The 22647-nt window shown below is 42.0% G+C and carries 23 protein-coding genes; 18 read left to right on the top strand and 5 right to left on the bottom strand.

Going from position 1 to position 22647, the window contains the following annotated elements; translation table 11 throughout:
* Positions 1-52 precede the first annotated feature (52 nt).
* The gene (locus ACSSWA_RS08345) at positions 53-676 is read left to right on the top strand and encodes a T9SS type A sorting domain-containing protein (RefSeq protein WP_437356110.1); all 624 of its coding nucleotides are present in this window, start codon (positions 53-55) and stop codon (positions 674-676) included.
* A 25-nt stretch (positions 677-701) separates the two neighbouring features.
* Positions 702-1088, top strand: coding sequence for a hypothetical protein (locus ACSSWA_RS08350; RefSeq protein WP_437356111.1), 387 nt, complete (start codon positions 702-704; stop codon positions 1086-1088).
* 70 nt (positions 1089-1158) lie between these two features.
* Here the strand turns inward: ACSSWA_RS08350 and ACSSWA_RS08355 are convergent, their stop codons facing one another.
* Genes ACSSWA_RS08355 through crcB form a run of 4 tightly spaced genes read right to left on the bottom strand, consistent with a single transcriptional unit; the run spans position 1159 to position 4607 of the window.
* A complete protein-coding gene (locus ACSSWA_RS08355) occupies positions 1159-3084 on the bottom strand; it encodes a sialate O-acetylesterase (protein ID WP_437356112.1) in 1926 nt (641 codons plus the stop codon).
* 15 nt (positions 3085-3099) lie between these two features.
* Positions 3100-3891, bottom strand: coding sequence for a phosphatase PAP2 family protein (locus ACSSWA_RS08360; RefSeq protein ID WP_437356113.1), 792 nt, complete (start codon positions 3889-3891; stop codon positions 3100-3102).
* On the bottom strand, positions 3888-4235 hold the full coding sequence (locus ACSSWA_RS08365; RefSeq protein ID WP_437356114.1) for a DUF190 domain-containing protein: 348 nt from the start codon (positions 4233-4235) through the stop codon (positions 3888-3890). The genes ACSSWA_RS08360 and ACSSWA_RS08365 overlap by 4 nt, the downstream gene beginning before the upstream one ends.
* Positions 4236-4238: 3 nt before the next feature.
* Positions 4239-4607, bottom strand: a complete 369-nt coding sequence (gene crcB, locus ACSSWA_RS08370) for a fluoride efflux transporter CrcB (protein WP_437356115.1) — start codon at positions 4605-4607, stop codon at positions 4239-4241.
* Between the two features lie 88 nt (positions 4608-4695).
* Here crcB and ACSSWA_RS08375 point away from each other — a divergent pair, with 88 nt between their 5' ends.
* The 11 genes from ACSSWA_RS08375 (at position 4696) to ACSSWA_RS08425 (ending at position 15916) form a co-directional block, all read left to right on the top strand.
* Positions 4696-5595 carry a DUF4097 family beta strand repeat-containing protein gene (locus ACSSWA_RS08375; RefSeq protein ID WP_437356116.1) on the top strand — a complete coding sequence of 300 codons (900 nt, stop codon included), beginning with the start codon at positions 4696-4698 and terminating at the stop codon, positions 5593-5595.
* A gap of 232 nt (positions 5596-5827) precedes the next feature.
* A complete protein-coding gene (locus ACSSWA_RS08380; RefSeq protein ID WP_014857053.1) occupies positions 5828-6067 on the top strand; it encodes a hypothetical protein in 240 nt (79 codons plus the stop codon).
* Entirely contained in the window at positions 6049-7269 is a 1221-nt protein-coding gene (locus ACSSWA_RS08385) for a type IX secretion system plug protein domain-containing protein (RefSeq protein ID WP_437356117.1), read from the top strand. Before ACSSWA_RS08380 ends, ACSSWA_RS08385 begins: the two co-directional genes overlap by 19 nt.
* Positions 7262-8269, top strand: a complete 1008-nt coding sequence (locus ACSSWA_RS08390) for a Gfo/Idh/MocA family protein (protein ID WP_437356118.1) — start codon at positions 7262-7264, stop codon at positions 8267-8269. Before ACSSWA_RS08385 ends, ACSSWA_RS08390 begins: the two co-directional genes overlap by 8 nt.
* A 19-nt stretch (positions 8270-8288) precedes the next feature.
* Positions 8289-10796 (top strand): putative LPS assembly protein LptD, encoded by a 2508-nt coding sequence (locus ACSSWA_RS08395; protein WP_437356119.1) that lies wholly within the window; start codon positions 8289-8291, stop codon positions 10794-10796.
* Positions 10797-10955: 159 nt separating this feature from the next.
* A complete protein-coding gene (locus ACSSWA_RS08400) occupies positions 10956-12206 on the top strand; it encodes an ammonium transporter (protein WP_437356120.1) in 1251 nt (416 codons plus the stop codon).
* Between the two features lie 14 nt (positions 12207-12220).
* On the top strand, positions 12221-12559 hold the full coding sequence (locus ACSSWA_RS08405; protein ID WP_437356121.1) for a P-II family nitrogen regulator: 339 nt from the start codon (positions 12221-12223) through the stop codon (positions 12557-12559).
* Positions 12560-12581: 22 nt separating this feature from the next.
* Positions 12582-13298, top strand: coding sequence for a glutamine amidotransferase-related protein (locus ACSSWA_RS08410; RefSeq protein WP_437356122.1), 717 nt, complete (start codon positions 12582-12584; stop codon positions 13296-13298).
* A 187-nt stretch (positions 13299-13485) separates the two neighbouring features.
* Entirely contained in the window at positions 13486-14811 is a 1326-nt protein-coding gene (locus ACSSWA_RS08415) for an ammonium transporter (protein WP_437356123.1), read from the top strand.
* 39 nt (positions 14812-14850) lie between these two features.
* Positions 14851-15558, top strand: a complete 708-nt coding sequence (locus ACSSWA_RS08420) for a TorF family putative porin (protein ID WP_437356124.1) — start codon at positions 14851-14853, stop codon at positions 15556-15558.
* Between the two features lie 19 nt (positions 15559-15577).
* On the top strand, positions 15578-15916 hold the full coding sequence (locus ACSSWA_RS08425) for a P-II family nitrogen regulator (protein WP_422881611.1): 339 nt from the start codon (positions 15578-15580) through the stop codon (positions 15914-15916).
* 36 nt (positions 15917-15952) lie between these two features.
* On the opposite strand, the gene ACSSWA_RS08430 is transcribed toward ACSSWA_RS08425, so the two are convergent.
* Positions 15953-16711: a nitrilase-related carbon-nitrogen hydrolase gene (locus ACSSWA_RS08430; RefSeq protein ID WP_437356125.1), complete on the bottom strand. Its 759-nt coding sequence runs from the start codon at positions 16709-16711 to the stop codon at positions 15953-15955.
* A gap of 90 nt (positions 16712-16801) precedes the next feature.
* On the opposite strand from ACSSWA_RS08430, the gene ACSSWA_RS08435 reads away from it, so the two are divergent.
* Genes ACSSWA_RS08435 through ACSSWA_RS08455 form a run of 5 tightly spaced genes read left to right on the top strand, consistent with a single transcriptional unit; the run spans position 16802 to position 22564 of the window.
* Positions 16802-18370, top strand: a complete 1569-nt coding sequence (locus tag ACSSWA_RS08435) for a nucleoside recognition domain-containing protein (RefSeq protein ID WP_437356126.1) — start codon at positions 16802-16804, stop codon at positions 18368-18370.
* Positions 18371-18373: 3 nt separating this feature from the next.
* A complete protein-coding gene (locus ACSSWA_RS08440) occupies positions 18374-19333 on the top strand; it encodes a 2-hydroxyacid dehydrogenase (protein WP_437356127.1) in 960 nt (319 codons plus the stop codon).
* 56 nt (positions 19334-19389) lie between these two features.
* Positions 19390-20511, top strand: a complete 1122-nt coding sequence (gene ald, locus ACSSWA_RS08445) for an alanine dehydrogenase (RefSeq protein ID WP_437356128.1) — start codon at positions 19390-19392, stop codon at positions 20509-20511.
* 14 nt (positions 20512-20525) lie between these two features.
* Positions 20526-21878 carry an acetyl-CoA hydrolase/transferase family protein gene (locus ACSSWA_RS08450; RefSeq protein WP_437356129.1) on the top strand — a complete coding sequence of 451 codons (1353 nt, stop codon included), beginning with the start codon at positions 20526-20528 and terminating at the stop codon, positions 21876-21878.
* Positions 21875-22564 carry a metallophosphoesterase gene (locus ACSSWA_RS08455; protein WP_437356130.1) on the top strand — a complete coding sequence of 230 codons (690 nt, stop codon included), beginning with the start codon at positions 21875-21877 and terminating at the stop codon, positions 22562-22564. Before ACSSWA_RS08450 ends, ACSSWA_RS08455 begins: the two co-directional genes overlap by 4 nt.
* Positions 22565-22647 lie beyond the last annotated feature (83 nt).

Raw genomic sequence — 22647 nt, forward strand, 5'->3', positions numbered from 1 at the left:
ATTCGGTTTATTTGAGGGAAAGACTTTGATATTAATATCAGGAGGCGACAAAATGTTACGGTATTTAATTATATTAATTCTCTTTTGCGGTACGGACAATTACTTTCAGACAATTCACGAAATACCTTTCGGAAGCCGTAACAATTTAATAGAACTGGAAATTGTAAACGGCACGGAAGTGAATTTAAGCGGCATATATCTTGAAATCAAAAGCAAACCCGACTGGCTGGAAATAGTGTCCGTTGATGACAAAATCGACGAAATCAAACGGGGAGGACAAAAAACGGCGGAAATTATTTTTTCCGTTGACAAAAATGCCGAATTAGACAAAGAAGAATCGATGACTATCGAAATTCGTAATCAATACGGAGTGATTGAAGAAAAAGAGATAAAGATTAAAGCGGCGCCTCCGAAGGAATATCTGCTCGAGCAAAACTATCCCAACCCGTTTAATCCCGTAACTAAAATCGGATATCAGATTCCTTCGGAAGGAAAAATAACACTGATAATTTACGATATTCTCGGCAGAGCAGTAAAAGTCTTGTTCGAAGGCGTGCGCAAACCCGGCTATTACGTAGCCGAATTTAACGGCGCTAATTTATCCAGTGGCGTTTATATTTGCAGTTTGAAAGGAAACGGCATCAGAATCGACAGAAAAATGCTCCTTCTGAAATAAGTTTTAATAATAAAAGGCGTTCAAAATGAAAAAGAACTTAGTTTTCATACTTATTTGCTTTTTAACGATTAATAATATTTACGGTCGTCTTCAGGACAAAAATAAAATCCTGACCGATATTAATAGCCCGGTCGATTCCGTAAGAATTAAAGCGGTCGGTATTGTTATTGAACATAATATTAAAGAAGCGCTGCCCGTTCTGGAAAATGATTTCGAGAAACAGGACATTTCAATCATGCCGTTATATCTGGAAGCACTGAAACGTCTCGGCTCCGCACGCCTGGAAGAAAAACTCAATATATACATCGATAAAATCGGATCTCAATCGTCCGCCAAAGGGGAAATATTGGACGCTTCCGTAAGATCAAAAATTCAGTCCGGTTTTATTAATAAAATAGGGATTGGGGATTAGTGGCCGGAAGCCGTAATGAATACTGAATATTACATTGAAAACATTTGTTAATCGAAGCGCGTGTTGCAGCTTACCAGTCGTCGGTTCTGAAAGGCGAGGCGGGAAGACCCTCTTTGTTGTAAAGATTAGCGCCTTCGGGATTATCCGCCCACGCATATCGAACGGCGACCGGATTTTTAATCTCATCGCTCCAAACAATTACTTTATTGTCTTTAATTTCCGCATTAGCCCATACGAATTTTTTGTCGGCGCCTGCAATGGCAAAATGTTTTAATTGATTTCCTTTGCAAACTAGACCTCCGCCCGTATGCGAAAAATCGATAATTATTTTGTTCCCTTCGATTCGTATCGATTTATATACCGGTCCGGAAAAAACCAGTTCTTCGTCATAAGCAATTTTCATTGCCGCCAACGCAAGTCTTTTGCCAGCGTCTTTTTTGTTTAGTGGATGTATATCGTTCCATTCGCCGATATCGATTGTTACAGCCATTCCTGTATTCGGCAAATCGAGAGCTTTTGTTTGAGCTTCCCTCAAAAGAGCCCAATTGCTGTTCGAAGGCTCCGAATCGGGTTCCATAAAATTTGCCAGTTGAACGAATAGGAACGGGAAATCACCCTGATGCCAGTTGTTTCGCCAGTCCTTTATTAAAGCAGGGAAAAGACGCCTGTATTCAACCGGTCTGTCCGCATTCGATTCGCCCTGATACCAAACGACGCCTTTGATTTTATAATTGAAAAGCGGGGCTAACATTGCATTAAAAAGTCCGCCTGGTTTCCATCGGATAAAAGTCTGACTTTCGAGCGGAGGCATTACTGCTCCGGTTTTATATTTCCAGTATCCCTTCAGGTCGATTGTCGTGTCTTTTAAAAAGAGTTCGTACTGTTTGTCGGGCACGAACCCTCCATTGCCGATATTGCTTATCACTCTAACGGTAATCAGGTTTTTGCCGGGCTTAAGAACGCCTTCTGGTATTCGATATCTCCTCGGCGGATATTGGTAACTGACAGAGCCTGCGAATTTACCGTTTATAAAAACCGAATCGGCGTCCACAATTCTGCCGAGTATAAGAAGTCCCGAACTTTTATCGGCGGATTCAGGTATCTCGATTTCTTTTCGAAACCATACCGCTCCGTTCGTTCCTTCGAGCGGGGTATTTGTCCAATATCCCGGAATTGCAATCGAATCCCAGCCGGCAGTATTCAAAGCGGTCGAATACCATGGCGTATCGGGATTTTTATATCCCTCGTCTTTGCGCCTGAGGGCAGTAAACCAATTATTAATTCTTACGCTGTCGCTTTTTCTGATTTTTTCGATTAAACTATAATCCTTGAACTTTTGGAGCTCTTCGTAATAATGCGGAAATTCTTTTAAAGCTTCTTCGCTCATCCAGGCTTCGGCAGGCGAACCGCCCAAACTCGTATTTATCAGTCCGATCGGAATTTTATATTTATCGTATAACTCTCTTGCAAAAAAATAACCGACGGCGGTAAAGTCGAGAACGGTTTGAGGATTCGCTTCAGTCCATTTAGCGTCCGAAAAATCTTCCTTCCTTTCGGTAAAACAATATTCGCGCGGTACGTAAAACTGTCGTATGTATTTATTGCTTGAGTTTGCAATTATATCCTTATAAACGGGTTCGACCCTGCGCATCGGCAGTTCCATGTTCGACTGACCCGAACAGACCCAAACGTCGCCGATTAAAATATCTTTTATGGTAATTTTATTGGAAGCCGAGATTTCCATTTTATAGGGTCCGCCGGCATTTTGAGGAGGAATCATTATCTGCCATTTGCCTTTATCGGAAGCCGCGACGCTATAAGCGGAATCGATAAATTTGATTTCGACTTTTTCGCCTGGCGAAGCCCATCCCCATATTTTAATAGGAACTTCGCGTTGCAATACCATTCCGTCGCTTATCAATTTGGGAAGACGAACCTGCGCATACAGAACAGTCGCAAGCAAAAGTAGAATGATTGTCGATTGAAACTTTTTCATAATTATCCCCCCGATTTAAAAATTAATTTTTACATATATCCAGTTGAACTCACCGCCCCGCATAAAACCGATTTGTTCGCTTGAATCGTTTCGAGCGTGTTTGCCGTAGACCCATCTGGCTGTTAAATAACCGATTGCCGCCCCGAGCAGTACATCGGAAGTCCAGTGATTGTCGTGATAGACTCGCGAAACTGCCGTCAAAACAGCCGGAAGATAGAAAAGAGCTTTCAGATAATCGGAATCCGTATTGTTTGCAAGAACGGTCGACAAACCGAAAGCAAGCGTGGCATGACCGGACGGCAAAGAATGATAGTCGTCGTCAAAAAGGGTAAAAGGTTTATAGAAAGAAGAACCTTTATCCGTAAAAGGGCGAGCGCGTCCCGCAGCTGCTTTAATAAAACCCGTAACCATGCCCGAATAGAGCATCGTTTGCATAATTTCAAACCCGATTTTAGAATAAGTTTTATTGCCTGACAGATTTCCGTACAAACCGGTCAAAAGAGCTATGGCGGGAGCCGTATAAAGATCGCCCCAGGCTTTCCCGAATTTCATCGGAAAAGAAGAATAGTACCGCCGGTCTTTCATTACGGCGTCTCTTACGGGTTGGTCCGCTTGCATGGCAAGAAAGGCTCCGGCGCTTATTATGCCGAGCGTGATAAAATCATTCCTGTCGGCTTCGAGCGGTATCTTAACAAATTCGATTGTCTCTTTTCCGAATTGATTGAGGTTATAACGGTTTTCTGTCTGGGCAAAAAGAAGATTGAAAGAAAAAAATAGAAAGAAGGACGACTGAAAGATTAACTTCATTTGTTTGCCGTGTATTTAATTATTTCAGCGCGTTCGAGCGTAATCAACCCGCCCGAATTCGATTCTTCGAAGATTTTTTCGACCGTGGGAATAAACTTTTCGATTTTCTCGGCTTCGTCCACAATTTCGATAACCAGCGGCAAGTCTTCCGAGAGGCGCAAAAATTTTGCGGTGTGAATTCTGCTAGTTCCGCCATAACCCATAATTCCTTTATAAACCGTCGCGCCGGCTAAATTCGATTTGCGGGCTTCCGTCACAATCTTTTCATATACGGTTACCGTCCCGCATTTGTCGGACTCGCCTACAAAAATCCTGAGCAATTTGGCTTCGCCTGATATCCTCATAATTTACCTCGTTATAATATATGCCGTGTAAACGCCGGCGAGCGATACAGCAACGTTAAGCAATATATTCAGTCCGCCGAGAAGGAATTGCGATTCTTTTAAAAGATTGAGAGTTTCCAGCGAAAATGTTGAAAACGTAGTAAATCCGCCGCAGAATCCCACTCCGAGCAATAACTTCATATTCGAAGATATCAATTCTCGTTCGTCAAATCCGTAAATCAATAATCCGAGAAAGAAACTGCCCAGAAAATTTACCGCCAGAGTTCCGACGGGAAATAAAACGGGAAATATTCTGTAAAATAGAGCCGATACGTAATAGCGGAGACTCCCTCCGAAACCGGCGCCGATAAAAACTATAAAAAATTTTGCCATCGTCTAACTTTTTGTGTCTGTTACGAGTCTAAAGCCGTGTAATTCAGAAATACTTCCAAAAAATATAAAATAATAGGGAGATGCAAAAATGAGACTGATTACGAAATCAATTACAATCCTGGGTCTGCTGCTCGTATCGTTCGGTTATTTAAATGCTCAGAATATAATTGCCGAAAAAACATTCGATGTTTCAGCCGGAGAGAGCCTTTACGTGGAAGCTTCCGGCAGCGACGTAAAAGTTTCCGCATGGGATAAAAACAGCGTCGAAGTAAAAGTCAAAGGGAGTAAAAAAACGGCTTCGAAAGTAAAAGTTGATATCGACAGAATTGAAGACGGTGTAAAAGTGACAGTAAAGAAAAAACGGAGCGGATTTTTCGACTGGTTCGGCGGCGCGGGAGGCTCTTTGGTTGAAGTTAAAGTACCGTCCGATTTCAAACTGGAAATCGAAACTTCCGGCGGCGACATAGCCCTCTATTCGATTAAAGGAGAAAAAAGGCTGGAAACATCGGGCGGCGACATTAAACTTTCGAATACGAAAGGCGCTCTTAACGCGGAAACCTCAGGCGGCGATATTGTAATCGATAATCATTACGGCGACGTTTCGGCTTCAACTTCAGGCGGCGACATTACGGTAAAGTCGATTAAAGGAAATGTCGAAGTGTCGACTTCGGGAGGAGATATCAGAGTCCGTTCGAACGACGGTCAAGTCAATGCCGAAACTTCCGGCGGCGATATTATGGTTGACCTGGACGGAAAATTCAAAGGGATTAACGCCTCGACTTCGGGCGGAGACATTATAATAAATCTGCCTTCCGGTATCGACGCTGACGTTCTGCTGGAAACATGGGGAGGCGATATCGACTGCGACTATCCGAACGCAAAGGAGATGTCCGTTAAAAGAGGAAAATACGAAGCGCGGTTTAATAACGGCGGCGTCAAATTGTACGCTTCGACTTCAGGAGGCGACATAAAAGTAAGAGAAAGATAATCTTTTTTTCATAACGAATTTAATGGATTCATTCCCGCCTTCGAGCGGGAATTTTTTTTACTCCAAGAACTTCTTGTATGATATCCGATCGGTTGGCAAAATTGTTACGCGTATACGGAAAATGTTACGGCGCTTAAATAAAGATAACTCATTTACCGCGCGGTCGATTGTAAAAGTTTGCATTTTTATATAGTTTTAATTTCGCATAAAAAAATATTCGGGAAAAAATAAAATGAAACTCGACTGGTCAGATTTTACGGGTAAAGTTCTCAATATCACAATGAACGAAAATTACGGAGTAGTTTATGGCAAAGAGAACTCCGACCACCCGGCATTTTACGAGATTGTATTCAAGACCGGAAAACTTGTAGGAGCATACGACGACGGACTTTTGCTCGAAGCAAAAAGAGAAGATAAAACATTCAATATTTTCGTACCATTCAGCTCGATAAAATGCGTCGAAATATTCTGATATTTTTTCTTTTGCTCTGCGGCGTAATTGACGCCGCTTATTTCGATATCAAAAGTCTGAAGGTCTATTCTACCGGAGACGAAACTTCTTTTCCGTTAATCGACGCAAAAGCCGAACCGAAACAGACTATCACAATTGAATTCGACGTCGATTCGGATTCCGCTCCGAATTTGAATATTATATTCCGTTTTTGCGATAAAAACTGGAAGCCTTACGAAGACGCATTTCTTTTGAATCAGAGGTACAATACCGAATATTATCTCAATTTTCAGAGACTGCCGCTTCACATCGAAGGAGCGCGATATCATTATGCGGGAGTTTTCCCGAATAAGAACGTTACTTTTCCGTTTTCGGGCAAGTGGAAATTCTATATTGTCGATTCCTACGATCCTGCTATCGTATTTGCCGAGGGGAATTTTTATGTGGTTTATCCGGAAATTAAGCCGATAACGGTTTTGCATAAAGAACGGTTTCAGGGCAACGAACCCGATATTCCCGCTCTTGCCAGAACAATTTCGATCAATACCGAATTCAGAATTCCCGATTCGCTCTACCCGTCGGAAATATTGGGAGTCGAAATAATTGAAAACAGGAAGATCGGCTATCCCGTTATAATCGATCCGGCGCATACGGACGACGAGCGTTTTTACGAATGGAACGGCAACGACGAATTCAAATTTATTGCAAGAAATATTCGACCGGGAAACGAATACCGTCAAACGGATTTGAGGGATTATAACATTTATAACGCTAAAGAAGTCTATGCTCAATTCGACGGAATTGAAACTTCCGACTTTTTTCATAAAAGAAAAAAAGATTTAAATGGCGGTTCTATACTTACAAATTATAAAAGCGATTACGCGGAGTATCTTTATGTTACTTTCAGAATCAGACCGCCGGAAGATATTCAAGCGCCCGTTTATCTTACCGGAGCGTTCAACAATTGGCGCATTCTTCCCGATTACGAAATGTATGACGATAACGGGCTTCTCTATTTGACTCTGGAACTCAAACGCGGAATTTACGATTACCAGTACGTAACAGCGTACGATATAACTCAACCCGACTGGTATATTCTCGAAGGAAATTTTTGGGAAACTGTTAACGAATATCATATCTTCATTTATTATAAAAGTCAGGAATACGGATCTTATCACAAAATAATCGGTTATAACAAAATAATTTCGGTGAATTATGAATAAACTAAAAATAGGCGTAATCGGTACGGGACATCTCGGAAGAATTCACGTTAAATTGCTGAAAGAACTTGATAACGTGGAATTGTGCGGAGTTTACGACAAAGACTTCGAAAAATCGAAAAACGTTTCGGAAGAATTCGGCGTAAAGCAATATCAGGATATGGACAAATTGATGAACGATTCGGAAGCCGTGGTAATCGTAGCGACAACCAGCGCTCATTATGAACTGGTTAAAAAAGCATTCGGGTACGGAAAACACGTTTTTGTCGAAAAGCCGATTACGGCGCACATCTCCGAAGCCGAAGAATTGGTGGCGATTTCAGAAGAAAAAAATCTCAAATTGCAGGTGGGACATATCGAGCGTTTCAATCCCGCGCTCGTCTCGCTCGAAAAATACGAACTCAATCCGATGTTCATTCAGTCCGACCGTCTGGCGCAGTTCAATCCTCGGGGAACCGACGTGGCGGTTATTCTCGATTTAATGATTCACGATATCGACATTATATTAAGTTTGGTTAAAAGCGAAATTAAAGATATTCGCGCAAGCGGCATTTCGGTAGTATCGAATAATATCGACATTGCAAACGCAAGAATCGAATTCGAAAATTTTGCTGTTGCAAATGTTACAGCCAGCAGAATTTCTCAAAAGAGGATGCGCAAAATGAGAATGTTTCAGCAGGACACCTATTTCTCGGTCGATTTTATAGAAGGCTCTTCCGAAATTATCCGTTTAATGCCGCAAGGCGTTTTGCCGGAATCGGGCGCTTTCCCGATCGGTCAAATAGGAATCGAAGATAAAAAAAGAACCGTCGTTATAGAACGTCCGGACAGCGTTAATATTAATCCTCTGCAGTACGAACTGAAATTGTTTGCCGAATCCGTTTTAAATGATACCGTTCCTCCGGTTACGGGTTACGACGGTTTAAAAGCGCTGCGCGTTGCCGAACAAATAATCAGAAAAATTGAAGAGTCGATTTCGAGAGCAAGATTCAATAATTTATGATACGTATTTGAAAAACGGAATGAAATATTTTCTTCTCGCAATATCATTATTATTTTCGACGCTGCATGCTCAAACCGAAACGCCGCGGGATACTACCGCCGGAACCGCCGGCGGAGAAATTGACGACGTGGTCTACGCTTCCGCGTCGGATTCTCTTATTTTTGACGTCTCTTCGAAAAAGATGTATCTCTTCGGTCAAGCCGACCTTAAATATAAAGACATCGAACTCAACAGCGGTTTGATAAATCTCGATTACAACACAAACGACCTCGAAGCTTTCGGAATCGAAGACACTTCCGACACCGCAAAAGTGCGATGGAAAGATACGCCCGTTCTTAAAGAAGGCTTCGAAGTTTATGAAGGCTCTTCATTGAAATATAATTTCAAAACGCAGCGCGGTTTTATCTCGATGGCTAAAAACAGAGAAAAAGACTCGAGATACGAAGGAGAGAAAGTCAAAAAAGTAGAAAAGAATATCTACTTTATCGAGCATGGAATGTTTACAACCTGCGAGCTCGATACGCCTCACACGTATTTTACGGCAAGTCAGATGAAAGTAATACAAAAAGACAGAATAATTGCCCGCTGGATTTTTATGAATATTGCAGGAGTGCCTTTTCCGCTGCCTTTGCCTTTCGGAATATTTCCCTCCGAAGCGGGCAGAAAATCCGGCTTAATAATTCCTACTTACGGACAGGACGCAAGGCGCGGTCAATATTTCAATAATTTCGGATACTTCTGGGCAATCAGCGATTATATGGATTTGTCTTTGACCGGCGATTATTACTCTAAAGGCGGTTACGGACTTCACAGCCGTTTTCGATACTCGAAAAGATATTCTTTTGACGGTTCCTTCACAGCAGATTTTTCTAAAATAAGCATAGGCGAATCGACCGACCCGCTTTCGAAAAGAAGCGAAGTCGACGACTGGTATTTATCCTGGACTCACAGACAAACAATCAATCCGACGACGCAACTGAACGCCGATTTGCGATTCTCTTCATCGTCGTATTTACAAAATAATAGCATTAATTATAACGACATATTATCGCAGAACATCATATCGAACGCTACATTTACAAAACGCTGGGACGAATCGGGAACGAGTCTTACGATTAATTATAGCCGTACGCAAAAATTACAGTCGGGCGACGTCACTGAGTCGCTTCCTTCCTTAACTTTCACAAAAAATCTTTTCTATCCGTTCAGAGGCGAAAGCTCCGACCCGAGAACTCAAAAATGGTACGAGCAAATAGGCGTTTCGTACTATGCGAATCTGTTGAACAGAAAAACTAAAACAGGCGATAAAATTGACAAGAGAGCCGGAGCGCAGCACAGGCTTCAAATTAACGCTGCGCCCAAAATCGGATATTTCAATATATCGCCTTCAATTAACTACAACGAAAAGTGGTATAATAAGAGGATAAAAATAGAAAATGTAAAAATTACAAAATATGACCCTGAGACGGATACCGAATACGAAAAAGACACTCTCATTACGAGAGACATTAACGAATATAATTTCGTAAGAACTTTTGAAATGAGCTTGTCGGCGTCGACAAAATTGTACGGCATTTTCCAGCCCGGTATGCTGGGAATCGAAGCCTTCAGGCATACGCTCCGACCTGCAATTTCATACACTTACCAACCCGATTTTTCCGACGACACATGGGGCTATTACGATTATTACACCGATTCGGAAGGAAAAATTGTGAAATACGATAAATTCCGAAACGAGGTCTACGGCGGCGCAGGCTCGGGCAAAAGACAATCGATTAACCTTTCGATCGGCAATGTTTTCGAAATGAAAACTCAAAAAGACCCGTCGGATACTTCGGAATCGGGCGGCAATAAAATACAATTGCTCAACCTCGACGCTTCCGTGGGGTATAATTTTGCATCGGAAGAATATAAACTTTCCAATCTGAACCTATCGTTCAGAACGCAGATCGGACAGTACCTTAGTTTTAACGGCTCTTCGGCTTATACTTTTTATGATTACGAAGGCGATACAAAAGTAAACAGATTTCTCGTATCGGCGGGAAAGGGACTTTTTCGTCTTTCCAGCTTTTCTTTTACCGTAAATACAAATTTAAGCTCGGATAAATTATACGGTAAAAAAGAGCAAAGTTCGGATGACAGTCTGAATGTTAATCCGGAAAAAGAAAAATTGAAAAAACCCGCCTATACAATTCCATGGGATCTGAGTTTAAGCTACAGCTACAGCCTTAATAAACGCACTCCTTCAGAAACAAATATAATCTCGAATTTAAATGCCAATTTATCGTTCAGTCTAACGGAAAACTGGCGGTTCATTGTAAGAGGGAGTTACGATTTCGACCGCAAACAATTCACCGCTCCGCAAATTTCGATCTATCGCGATTTACACTGCTGGGAATTCAATCTAATCTGGAATCCGATAGGAACCTACAGAGGCTTTCGTTTCGAGTTGAGAATGAAAGCGCCGGAATTCAGGGATATTAAAGTCACCCGGTCTCACGGCGTTTTTTCCGGCAGAGGTTATTAAAAGAAATTCCTTGCCTTAATATTTACTTTCCTTCGATTTGGATAAATAACAGATTTTTGTATATTTGCAGTCAAACCTAAATAAATTAGGCAATATCATAATACGGGCAAATATAATAAGGTTAGTATTTTCTCTTTATTTAAAAAAGGAGGTTGTTAAATGGAAAAAGAATTATCCGCCGCAGTATACGATAATCTGTTTACCATAAATAATTTGTGGATACTGATTTCGACGGCGCTCGTCTTTATAATGCATTTGGGATTTGCATCTTTAGAGGCGGGATTAACGCAGTCCAAGAATACAATTAATATTCTTTTTAAAAATTCGATAATACCCGGAATAGGGCTGCTGACGTACGCGTTTATCGGATTTAATTTAATGTATCCGGGTTCGGATTACGCAGGCGGTTTTCTCGGCTTTTCGGGCTTCTGGATTCATACCGATCCTTCGGGACTGACAAAAGATTATAACATGGGGTATACATACTGGACTGAATTTTTATTCCAGGGAATGTTCGCCGCTACCGCCGCTACAATTGTATCGGGAGCCGTGGCAGAAAGAATTAAACTCTCGTCGTTTTTAATTTTCTCGACAGTTTTCGTAGCAATTTCATATCCGATTACGGGTATGTGGAAATGGGGCGGGGGCTTTTTAGACCAGCTCGGATTTTACGATTTTGCGGGTTCTACTTTAGTTCATTCCGTCGGAGGATGGGGCGCGCTGACCGGTATTATTTTACTTGGCGCAAGGAAAGGAAAATATGTCGGTAATAAAATCAATCCGATTCCGGGGCACAGTATGCCTCTGGCTACAATCGGAGTTTTTCTGCTCTGGCTCGGATGGTTCGGTTTTAACGGCGGATCAGTCCTGAGCGCCGATCCGGCGGCGGTTTCGTTGGTTTTGGTTACAACTTCAATTGCCGCTGCAGCTGGAGGAGTCGCCGCTGCATTTACATCGTGGTTTTATCTTAAAAAGCCCGACCTGACAATGTTATTAAACGGAATACTTGCTGGTCTGGTCGGAATTACCGCTGGAGCGGACGTAATGAGTCCTTTCGAAGCTTTGATTGTCGGCGCTGTTGCCGGCGTTATCGTGGTATTTTCCGTAATTATTTTCGACAGACTAAAGCTTGACGATCCCGTCGGCGCTCTTTCGGTGCATCTTGTTTGCGGAATCTGGGGAACTCTGGCTGTCGGAATATTCGGACAGCTTGCCGGTTTTGATCAACTGATAAGCCAAATTATCGGCATTGTTTCGGTTGGAGCTTTTACTCTTCTATTTACTTATATTCTCTGGTACTTACTTAAGAAAACAATCGGAATTCGCGTTTCGGAGTCGGAAGAATACGAAGGGCTCGATCTGGGCGAACACGGAATGGAAGCTTATCCTGATTTTGAAAAATTAGTATAAAAAAGGGAGGAACTATGAAAAAAATCGAAGCAATTATACGTCCGCATAAACTCGACGAAGTTCAGGAAGCGCTAAGCGACGCCGGCTTCCAGGGACTTACGGTATCCGAAGTGCGGGGCTATGGCAGACAAAAAGGTCACAAAGAAGTTTATCGAGGCACGGAATACAACATTAATTTTGTGCCGAAAGTAAAAATCGAAATGATTTGCACGGACGACCGCCTCGAAAAAGCAATTGATATTATTATGAAAACGGCTAAAACCGGCGAAGTAGGCGACGGTAAAATTTTCATCTATGACTTAAAGGACGCCATAAGAATACGCACCGGAGAATCGGGCGAAGCGGCTCTTTAATTAAAAAAGGACTCCGTTTCTTATGAAAAAATTATGCATTTTGAAATTAGGTACAACCTACAAGACTTTAAAAATCCAATCTGGCGATTTCGAAGACTGGATTGTGTCGGTATTGGATATCCCGCGCGATGAAATTGAAATTGTCGATCCCGGAAACGGAGTCCCGATTGATATCGAAAAATACGGCGGTTTTATTTCCACGGGATCGCATTCGATGTTAAGCGAAGAGGGCGAATATGCCGAATATCTTTCGGGAATTGTTTCCCGAATTCTGGATCTCAACATTCCTTATTTCGGTATCTGTTACGGGCATCAACTCCTGGCAAAAGCGGCGGGTTGTCAAATCGGTTTTAATCTGAATGGACTTGAAGCCGGAATAGTTGATATTATTACGACGCCGGAAGCAAAAAACGACAATCTTTTCGGTCTTCTGCCCGGAGATTTTCGAGCCTTTGCTATACATTCGCAAACAATTTTAAAAACTTCGTCAAGAATAACGCGACTGGCTTATAACGAATTTGAAAATCACCATGCCATCCGCGTCGGCGAAAACGCATGGGGCGTGCAATTTCATCCCGAATTCACCCCTTTTATCATGGGAGAATACCTCAGACAAGAAAATACTCCCGCAAAACTATCGCAGATTTATGAAAATAATTCTACCGAAATCTCTTCACTGATACTAAAAATATTTGTTAATAACATTATAAAACCTTATAAACTAAGTAAAATACACTAATATTCATAAATAATTAATATTTATGCTTGACATTTAAGGAGAGAAGATTATATTTGCAAATAGAATTTAATAAATAAGGAAAATATCTTGATAAGTATTATTTTCTAATATATAAGGGCGCAAATAACTAAATTATTAAATCCATCAAGCAATTTATTTCTTATTTCAAACTAAACGAGGAGGGTTTATGAAAAACTCCAAAAAAGTAATCTTATTTCTGTTTGCCTTGCCTGTATTGCTTATGGCGCAAAGTTCAACGCCGACGCTTGAAAGCAATGCTGAGAAGATTGCCGAAGTTCAGACGCATGCCGACTATGTCTGGACAATGGTTGCAGCTTTTCTTGTATTCTTTATGCAGGCCGGTTTTGCGATGGTCGAAGCCGGTTTGACCAGGGCTAAGAATACGGTTAACATTCTTATGAAGAATCTGATGGATTTTTCCGTCGGCTCGTTAATTTTTTGGGCGATCGGATTCGGAATTATGTTCGGAACGACTACAACCGGATTTTTTGGAACCGACGGATTTTTCCTGTCCGACTTTACAAAAGACGGCGACCCCTGGCTCTTTGCGTTCTGGCTCTTCCAGGTGGTCTTTGCTGCTACGGCTGCCACTATAGTTTCGGGAGCTATGGCAGAGAGAACAAAATTTATCGGATATATTGCCTACTCGGCGGTAATTACTGCTATTATCTATCCTGTTTTCGGATCGTGGGCATGGGGAAGTCTTTACAATGGCAGCGGATGGTTAGAAGGGTTGGGTTTTATCGATTTTGCAGGTTCTACAGTTGTTCACTCGGTAGGAGGATGGGCGGCTCTTGCCGGAGCAATTGTACTCGGACCGAGAATCGGTAAATTCGACAGAAACGGAAGGGCAAAGGCAATTCCGGGTCATAATATAACTTTAGCGGCACTGGGCACATTTATATTGTGGTTCGGGTGGTTCGGTTTTAATCCCGGCAGCACTACGGCAGCGATAACCGATATAGCGTCGATAGCCGTTAATACAAATTTAGCCGCCGCAGCCGGAGCGGTAGGGGCAATGTTTACCGCATGGTTTGTATTCAAAAAGCCCGAAGCTACTATGACTTTTAACGGCGCTCTGGCTGGGCTGGTGGCTATTACGGCAGGCTGCGCTAATGTAAGCGCGCTCAGTTCCGTTATTATTGGTCTTACATCCGGCGTTATAGTAGTGCTTAGCGTTATCTTTATCGAAAGAACTTTGAAAATTGACGACCCGGTCGGAGCAATTTCAGTTCACGGCGTTTGCGGAGCTTGGGGCACTTTAATGGCAGGCGTTTTAGATATAAACGGATTTTCACTTTCAGTGGTCGGCGTGCAGCTTCTGGGTATAGTATCCGCATTTGTATGGACGTTTACGACCGCATTCATTCTCTTCAAACTGATTCAAAAGACAATCGGATTGCGGGTTTCGCCGGAAGAAGAACTCGAAGGTCTCGACGTCGGCGAACACGGTCTTGAATGTTACCCCGAATTTGAAAAAGTATCCAAATAGTATAAACAATAACATCATTCAATTACACGGAGGAATAAAATGAAAGCTTTTTATAAAATTTTTGCGATTTTGATTTTGTCTTACGGTTTTATTACCGCTCAGGAATTATCCGTCGGCGCCGATATAGTCAGCCGTTATATATGGAGAGGAGCGGATCTGGGCAATAATAATCCGAGTATACAGCCGACCGTAGAACTTTCTGCCGGCGGATTTTCAGCCGGATTCTGGGGAGCTTATCCGATGTCCGATCCGGCAGGATTAAATGAAATTGATTTCTACGCTTCTTATTCATTTTCATTGGGCAAAGCGGGCGATTTGAGTATCGGATTTACCGATTATATGAATCCGAACAGCGGTACGAAAATCGGTAATTTCAATAATTACGACGATGCCGAAGGTCCGGGCGCTCATTTTATCGAGTTAAATGTAGGCTACGGCGGCTCGGAAAGTTTTCCCGTTTCGATCAGCTTCAACTACTTTTTGTATAACGTAGAAAACAATCCTGTTTATGTGGAGCTCGGCTATTCGACTTCGGTTAAAGACGTCAGTCTCGACCTGTTCCTCGGCGCCACTCCTGGCGAAGACGCTATGTATTACGGAACGGATAACTTTAACATAATAAATCTAGGCATAACCGCCGGTAAATCAATAAAAATAAGCGAAAGCTTTGAACTGCCCGTTTTCGGTTCCGTCATTCTAAATCCTGCAACGGAAGACCTGTTTTATGTAATCGGAATCAGTTTATAAAAAAATAATAGAGGTAAATATGAAAAAAATCGAAGCCATTATACGTCCGCATAAACTCGACGAAGTTCAGGAAGCTTTGAGCGAAGCCGGATTTGCAGGTTTAACGGTTTCCGAAGTAAGAGGTTACGGCAGGCAAAAAGGACACAAAGAAGTTTATCGCGGCACGGAATACAACTTAAACTTCGTACCGAAAGTAAAAATCGAATTGATTTGCGTTGACGACCGGGTCGAAACGGCAGTCGAAACTATAATTAAAATTGCCAAAACCGGTCAGGTAGGAGACGGAAAGATTTTTATCTACGATGTGAAAGATGCAATCAGAATAAGAACCGGCGAATCGGGCGAAAGTTCGCTTTAATTCCGGAGGCTGCCTTATGCGGGCAGCCTTCTCTTTTTAAATCAAACAGATATCTTCGCCGAATTTGAACGTATCGCGCGTCTTTCGCACTTCGTCACTGTCAAGATCCGCAATTAAAACCTTTTCTTCGTCTTTTGATTCCGTAATTAAATTTCCCATCGGGTCGTAAACCGACGAGTAACCGTTGTATTTATAAAAAGGATCATTGCCGGTGCGGTTAACTCCGATTACATAAGATTGATTTTCAATTGCCCTGGTTCTCAAAAGAACGCGCCAGTGTTCAATTCTGTCGACAGGCCAATTTGCTATGTCAATCAGGATTTCAGAGCCTTCTTTTCTTAGCAGTCTGTATAACTCGGGAAAACGTAAATCGTAACAGACGCTCATTCCTGTCTTTATTCCGCCGACTTTTGTAACGACCGGGTCTTTTCCCTTAGCGTAATAATTATTTTCCTTTGAATGGCTGAAGAGATGAATTTTTCTGTAGACTGCGGCAATTAATCCTTTGCTGAAGTGAACAGACGAATTGTAATAATTAGAGCCTTCTTTTTCTATTATTCCGCAAATTACGTCAGTCTTCAGTCGATTCGATAAATCCATAAAATATCGAAAAGAAGCGCCGTCTATATCTTCGCCGAAATCTTTTTGATTCATCGTAAAGCCGGTTAATGTCATTTCGGGAAAAACGATTAAATCGAGAGGCGAACTTATGCCGGACAAAAGTCTTTCGATTTTTTCGATGTTTTTTTCGATGTTTTCCCACTCGGGCGAATACTGAACCAGAGCCGTTTTCATATATTTTTCCTCCGGGTAAAAAAAATCCCATTTTTGTCTATTAATTTATAATTTTGTCAAAAAAGAAATCAAATTAAAGAATAAAACCGTATGCTCAATTATATCTGGCTGGCTCTCCTTTCAATCGGAATCGCTTCGGCTGTTATCTGTGACTTATCTGATTATCATGAAAACAAATATATGAACGGGAAAAATTTGCCCGCCTATTTTGTCCGAAGCGGAGAAAGCGAAGGCAAAGGCGAGTTGATAATTCCGAAAGATACCTATTCGGAATTTTACCGCTCTGAAATTCAAAGAGACATAAGAAATAAAGTAGAGTATAAATCGACTAAAGAAAAAAACAAATACAACATAAAAATTACGATCGGGGAGAACGACCCTCAATTATGGAAGGAAATAGCCGCCGCAAACGGGGATAAAAACGACATTACGGGAAAACTTATAATAAATAAAGAGATCGATTCGGACAGAGCCGAAGCGTTTCTGCAAGTGGAAGAAGTAAATTTTCTAAAACTGAAAAACGTTACAAATGCGGCAATCGACTATGCGTCTACCGCCGTGAATATTTCTTTGGGATTGATCGGAATAATGGCTCTGTGGCTCGGCTTAATGAAAATAGCGGAAGACGCCGGTCTAATTCGTAAAATATCGGTACTGATTAAGCCTCTTACAAAATTTCTTTTTCCCGATGTGCCGCACGACCATCCCGCAATCGGTTCGATTATTATGAATATATCGGCAAACATGTTGGGATTGGGTAACGCCGCTACTCCGTTCGGTCTTAAAGCAATGGAAGAACTCGACGCTTTAAATGATAAAAAAGGAACCGCTACGAACGCAATGTGTATGTTTCTGGCAATCAACACAGCCGGATTGACATTGATACCCGCTACTGCAATAGCAGTGCGAGCCGCGGCTGGCAGCAGCCAACCTGCAATTATAATCGGCACTTCATTTTTCGGAGCTTTATGCGCCACTGTTGCCGGAATTACCACGGCAAAAATTTTCGAGTACGTTTCAAAAGGGAGAGTAGATTTAAGATCGTTTGTCAAACCTCTTTTTTTCTTTTTGCTTTTCATTGGCATGGCAGTAATTCTATTCTTTTACGGCATTTCTGCCGAGGCGCTAAAAAATACAGTGCAAATTGTATCGACTGTCGCTATCCCTTTGATAATACTGGCGTTCGTAGGATACGGCGTTTTGAAAAAAATAAAAATTTATGAAGTATTTGTGGAGGGCGCAAAAGAAGGATTTAAGATCGCCGTGAAAATAATTCCATATCTGGTTGCAATGCTCGTTGCAATCGGAATTTTCCGAGCCGGCGGCGCGCTCGATTTGTTTGTAAAACTCCTGTCTCCGTTGACTGATTTAATCGGTTTTCCGGCAGAGGCTCTGCCGATGGCTCTAATGCGTCCTCTTTCGGGAAGCGGCTCGCTCGGCATTATGTCAGAAATTATTACCGTTCACGGTCCCGATTCGTTTATCGGAATTTTGGTTTCAACAATTATGGGTAGCACCGAAACTACATTTTATGTCTTGGCGCTCTACTTCGGTTCGGTTAATATTAAAAGAGCTCGTCATGCCGTTATCGCAGGCATAGCCGCAGATATTGCCGGTATTCTCGGAGCGCTTTTTATCGTAAAACTTTTATTCGGATAAAAAATGGCTAAAAAAGTATTCATAACAAGCAAACTCCCCGGTAAAATCGACAGGTATTTGAGGTCAAGAGGTTTTACGGTTTCGGTTTACACCGGAAAAGAACCGGTATCAAAAAATGAATTGATTAAAAAAGCTTCAAAAGCCGAAGGTATTATAACGTTGCTGTCAAATAAAGTCGACCGGGAAGTTTTAGACGAATTGTCAAATTGTAAAGTGATTGCAAATTTCGCCGTCGGTTACAATAATATCGATATTCAATACGCAAAAAAGAAAGGGATTGTAGTTACAAATACGCCCGGTGTTTTGAGCGACGCAACCGCCGAACTAACAATCTCTTTAATTCTGGCGTGCACGCGACGTTTGATCGAAGCCGAAAAATTTATGCGCGAAGGCAAATTCAAAGGATGGATGCCCGACTTGTTTTTGGGAACAGAACTGAAAGGTAAAACCGTAGGGATAGTCGGCGCGGGTGAGATAGGAACGGAAGTAGCCCGGAGAATTAAAGCTTTCAAAACAAAAATCATCTATTTCAATAGATCGAAAAATTCGATTATCGAAAATGAATTGAAAGGGAAAAAAGTTAGTCTCGATTTCCTGATGAAAAATGCGGATATAATTTCCGTTCATCTTCCCCTTACGGAAGACACTTATCATATTATCAATCGCTCTAATCTGAAACTGATGAAAAAGAGCGCAATTATTGTAAACGCAGCGCGCGGAGAGGTGATTGAAGAAAAATATTTAATAGAATTATTGAAGAAGAAAAAAATTAAAGGCGCGGGTTTCGACGTCTATGAAAACGAGCCGGATATAAATCCGGAATTGTTGAAACTGCAAAACGTCGTTCTTCTGCCGCATATCGGCAGCGCTACTACGGAAACAAGAGAAGAAATGGCTATGCTGGCTGCCCGGAACGTCGAAGCCGTATTGAAAGGCAAAAAGCCGATTACTCCGGTTAATTGATTTGTGGAATGGATAGTAAATAACTATTTTTACTTAAAATAAATAAAAGTGTGCTTATGAGAATCGGAATACCGAAAGAAAAGCATTATGAAGAAAAGAGGGTAGCTCTGGCTCCGGCCGGAGTCAATACTCTGGTTAAATCGGGTCATACCGTTTTTATCGAAACAGGCGCCGGATTGGACAGTCATTTTACAGACGAAGAATACAGGCAGGTGGGTGCAAATATTGTTTATTCCGCCGAAGAGGTTTATCAACGCGCCGATATGATTGTTAAGATTGCCCCTTTAACGGACGAAGAAGCCGATTTGTTAAAAGACGAACAAATAATTTTTTCATTCTTATATCTGGCTGTTAATAAAAAGAGCATTATCGAAAAACTGCTGAAAAAGAAAATAGTGGCAATTGCTTACGAATTAATCGAAAAGGGAGATCACCTGCCGGTGCTTCAGTCGATGAGCGAAATAGCGGGACAGCTGGCGGTTCAAGCCGGCGAGCGTTATCTCGGCAGCGATCATCCGATCGGCAGAGGAATATTATTGGGAGGCATTCCCGGCGTAGCGCCTGCGGCAGTCGTTATTTTAGGCGCCGGCGTAGTCGGTTTTAATGCCGCAAGAACAGCTTATTCGAGAGGAGCTCATGTTATCGTCCTCGACAAAGATTTGAGAAGGCTTCAAAGAATTAACGACCTGATTTCGAAATCGATTACTACCGTAGCCGCGAACGAATATACGATTGCAAGGGGAGTAAAATTTGCCGATTTGCTGATTGGCGCAGTCCAAATGAAAGCCGAAAAAGCGCCGCATTTGATTACAGAAGAGATGGTTAAAACAATGAAGAAAGGTTCGGTAATTGTTGATGTATCGATCGATCAGGGCGGATGCGTCGAAACAAGCAGACCCACTTCAATTTCCGATCCTATTTATGTAATGCACGATGTAATCCATTATTGCGTTCCGAATATGCCCGCGTTTGTTTCGAGGTCAGCTTCTTACGGTCTAACGAACGCAGCCATCGAATATATACTCGAAATTGCGGACAACGGACTTTCGAGAGCTTTATTGAGCGACGCCGGGCTTTCGAAAGGCGTTTGCACTTTTAACGGCTTTTGTTCGAATGAAAACATTGCCGACGTTTACGGACTCGAATTCAGAAGATTACATATTTTCCCGACTAATTAAAAATTGGGTGCTTTATGACTTTAGAACAAACAAGCATAAATAAAACTTCCGGCGCTCCGTGGATCAGCAAATATACGTCCAAACTCGTAAGCGCCGAAGAAGCGGTCAAGGTAATCAAAAGCGGAGATAAGATTGTAATTCAACCGGGATGCGCCGCGCCTTTGAATTTGATTAACGCAATGGTTAAAAGAAAAGACGAATTGTTCGGCGTCGAAATTTATCATATACTCGTTGTCGGGAACCTGCCTTATACTGAACCGGGAATGGAAAAACATTTCAAACACAAAGCCTTTTTTATCGGGCATAATACAAGAAAAGCCGTAAACGAAGGACGCGCCGAATTTATTCCGATTTTTCTTTCCGAGGTTACGCTTCTCTTCAAGCGCGGAGTTTTGCAGGCTGACGTTGCCATGATTCACGTTTCGCCGCCGGACGAACACGGTTTTTGCAGTTACGGTATCGATGTAGGCAATATTAAAACTCCGGCGGAAAAAGCTAAAGTGGTAATTGCGCAGGTAAACAAGCAAATGCCGAGAGGTCTGGGCAATAGTTTCATTCATATAAATAAAATCGATTATATCGTCGAAGTGGACGAACCGTTGCAGGAACTGCCGCAGGTAGACCCGAACGCATCCAAGGAAGAACTCGAAATATACGATAAAATTGGCCGTAACGTTGCCAATCTTATCGAGGACGGCTCAACTATTCAAATGGGTATCGGATCGATACCCGATGCGGTGCTGAAATATTTACACGAAAAAAATGATCTGGGCGTCCACACGGAAATGTTTTCAGACGGACTAATAGAACTGATTGAAGAAGGAGTGGTAAACGGCGAGAAGAAAACTCTTCATCCGGGAAAAATAATAGCCGGATTCGTTCTCGGCACGAAAAAGTCGTATCGTTTTATCGACAATAATCCGATCTTCGAATTTCATCCGCAGGAATACGTAAACGATCCGTTTTTAATTGCCAAGAACAATAAAATGGTGGCTATCAATTCTGCCATCGAAATAGACCTTACAGGGCAGGTGTGCGCCGACAGTATCGGCACTAAATTATACAGCGGCATAGGCGGACAGGTCGATTTTGTGCGCGGAGCCGCTAGGTCCGAAGGAGGCAAGCCGATTATCGCGCTTCCGGCTGCAACGTCGAATATGAAATTTTCTAAAATTGTGCCGACTCTTAAAGAAGGCGCGGGAGTTGTTACCTCGAGAGGGGACGTCCATTACGTTGTTACCGAATACGGAATTGCCAATCTGTTCGGTAAAACCATTCAGGAGCGGGCTCGCGCTTTAATTGAAATTGCTCATCCTGCTTTCAGGGACGAATTAACGGAATTTGCCAAAAAGACTTATCATATATGATTGCTGTTATCGGCGACATTCACGGTTGTTTTTTTACGCTTAAAGCGCTTTACCAGAATATTAAAGAAAAATATCCGGGTATCGAAATTTATACTGTCGGCGATCTGGTCGACAGAGGAAATTTCAGTTATGACGTAATTAAATTCGTTATTAAAAACGAGATTAAAATTACTCCGGGCAATCACGATTATATGTTCTATCATTTCTTTAAAGATCCATCGAGCGTATTTGCCCGTTCCTGGTTTTTTAACGGCAACGAACCGACGCTTCTTTCTTATGAAGATCATCAAAAGGAAATGTTCGAGCATATCGATTTTATAAAACAGGCTCCGCTCTATTATAACCTTGAGGATTGTTTTATTTCGCATGCAGGTATTTCGAACAGTTACGAAAAGTACCTGCCGGAAGATTTCCGGAATAATCTCGAACTCCTGGCTCCGTTTATCGAAGCCGATATTAATACCGACCGGGGAGTGATGTGGACGCGCGATCCTTTGCTCAATTTAGGAAAACTCCAGATTGTCGGTCATACCAAACAGCCCGACGTAACATTTGTTGAAGATTCAAACGCGGTTTATATCGATACGGGCGCTTGCGTAGGAAACAAATTGAGCGCAGTTATTGTCGAAAAAAATAATATTATCGATACGCTTGACGTTAAAACCGAATTGAAGGATATTATTTAGGGATTAGGGATTAGTTGTTAGGGATTAGTAAGAGGGGATTGGTTGTTTTGTAGAAGAAAATTTATTTATTGACGGATTGTAAA

This window comes from Melioribacter sp. Ez-97 (genome assembly GCF_051488665.1).
Lineage (GTDB): Bacteria > Bacteroidota > Ignavibacteria > Ignavibacteriales > Melioribacteraceae > Melioribacter.